General features: G+C 61.6%; 2 protein-coding genes. Both read left to right on the top strand.

The annotated features are described in order from the left end of the window. Positions 1 to 1,051, top strand: a 1,051-nt coding sequence (locus OXG98_18200; GenBank protein ID MCY3773942.1) for a hypothetical protein, incomplete at its 5' end; no start/stop codon positions are given. Further along, on the top strand, positions 1,048 to 2,245 hold a 1,198-nt coding region (locus OXG98_18195), incomplete at its 3' end, for an AAA family ATPase (protein ID MCY3773941.1). The genes OXG98_18200 and OXG98_18195, both read left to right, overlap by 4 nt.

The raw sequence follows: 2,245 nt of genomic DNA, 5'->3' as shown, positions 1-2,245 counted from the left end.
TGACGTGGAGGGCGCCACCTGTGCGGAGGATGTCATCGCCGACATCGCCCAGGCCGCGTACCCCTATCGCCCCATCGCCTCGCGTTTCACCGTTTCTATCAGGCGCTGGTTCAACGACAGGGTGGAAGAGCTTGGCGCCCATAATTTCCGAGTCAAGGTCCGAGCAGGCCTTGATGCGGGAAGCTGGCGCCGATACGGCGAACGGCTATTGCGTGACTGCGCCAGATCGGGCAATCAGGTGCTTCTCGTCATCGACGAACTGCCTATCTTCCTCAAGCGCATGGTCAGCAGGGACGGCTACCCCGCCCGCGCGGACGAGTTTCTGAGCTGGTCGCGCAGCCTGCTCCAAACGCTTGGCGATAGTTCTCCGGTGCTAATCGTATCCGGCAGCATCGGGCTCGAACCCCTCGTGCGTAGGCTTGGCATGCCGGACCGCATCAACCATCTCGATACGTTTCGCCTGGGTCCCTGGGACCGGGAATCCAGCGTTGCCTGCTTCCATAAACTGGCTGCAAGCCATGGGCTGTCCGTCGAAGCCGGCGTGGCAGACGCGGTCTACGAAATGCTCGGCGTTGGTATCCCCCACCATGTCCAGTCGTTCTTCGCTCGCCTGAGGGATCATGCAATGATCGACCGGAGACACCGACTGGCGGTCACAGATGTAGGCGAGGTCTACCGCCTTTCGCTACTGGGCCCCTCCGGCCAGAACGATCTCGTGCACTACCAGACGCGGCTCAATGACGCACTCGGAGACGAGAGTTATTCACTCGCCATGGAGATTCTGGCCGAAGCGGCCACGCTGGGCGTGTTCACGCCGGGCGCGCACCACCGCCTGGAGACGTTGTACTCTGCAATCATGGAAGATGCGCCGGTAAAAATCGCCGACACCCTCGATGTCCTGATCTACGATGGTTACGTTGAGGATGCCGGGGATGGCCACCGGTTCGCGTCGCGCTTGCTCAGGGATTGGTGGGCCGCGCGCTTTCGCGGGCATCACGAACCTTTGGAACAGCGTCACACGAGTGCTGAATCGGCACGGTTGGCGGTATGACCGGAACCCCCGACAAAATTGATCGAGCCCGCGGGCCGGTCCGTAAGTTCAATCCCGGCACCTTGCAATCCGACCGCGAGGTGATCGAACAGTTCGTAGTCCGCGAGCCGGAGTTGCAAACCGTGCTCGATGTACTGCGCGGGAATATCGACTCGCCGTCCTGCCAGCATGTGCTCGTTGTTGCGCCTCGCGGCCGGGGCAAGACCATGCTGCTGGCCCGAGCCGCTGCGGAGCTGCGTACGAACGAAGAGTTCTCCAAGTTTTTACTGCCCGTCCGGTTCATGGAAGAGAGCCTGGAGATTTTCAATCTGGCCGATTTCTGGCTCGAGACACTGTTCCATCTCGCCGGGGAGATTGCCGATACACACCCGGGGCTTGCGCGGGAACTGCGTGACACCCATGCCTCCTTATCGTCCCGCTGGCGAGAGCAAGGGCTTCACGATCACGCCCGTGCCGCCGTTCTGGAGGCAACCGACCGGCTTGGGCGAAAGCTGGTGCTCATGCTTGAGAATCTGCACTCCCTGTCTCGGAACGTGCATGAAGACTTCGGCTGGCAGCTTCGCGCCGTGCTTCAGTCCGAACCCCAGGTCATGCTGGTCGCCTCGGCCACCACCCGGTTCGAGGCTCTCGATGACGTGACCGAACCCTATTTCGAGCTCTTCCGTATTGTTTCCCTCCAACCGCTTGACACTGAAGACTGCCGCCGGCTCTGGCAGACCCTGACCGGTCACCTCGTACCCAAGCGCCGCATCCGGCCGCTTGAGATCCTGACCGGCGGCAGTCCCAGGCTGCTCGTTATCGTCGCCAGCTTCGCCGCGCACCGGTCCCTTCGCCGCCTGATGGAAGAACTGGTGGCGCTGATCGACGAGCACACGGAATACTTTCGCGGTCACCTGGAGGCGCTGCCCAGAAGCGAACGGCGTGTCTATGTTGCGTTACTCGACCTCTGGGCGCCATCGAACACCGGGGAGATCGCAGCGCGTGCCCGCATGAACGTCCGGGTAGTCTCCATCATGCTCAAACGGCTGATCGATCGCGGTTCGGTCATTGCCGATCCTCCAGGGGGCAGTAAACGCCTGTACGCAGCCGCCGAGCCCCTTTTCAGCATCTACTACAAGATTCGGCGCGAAAGAGACGAGGCAGCGGTCGTTGAAAACCTGATCCGCTTCATGGTCGCGTTCTATGACCACTCGG

This window comes from Gemmatimonadota bacterium (assembly GCA_026706345.1).
GTDB lineage: Bacteria > JAAXHH01 > JAAXHH01 > JAAXHH01 > JAAXHH01 > JAAXHH01.
This window is presented reverse-complemented; position numbering and strand designations above follow the sequence as displayed.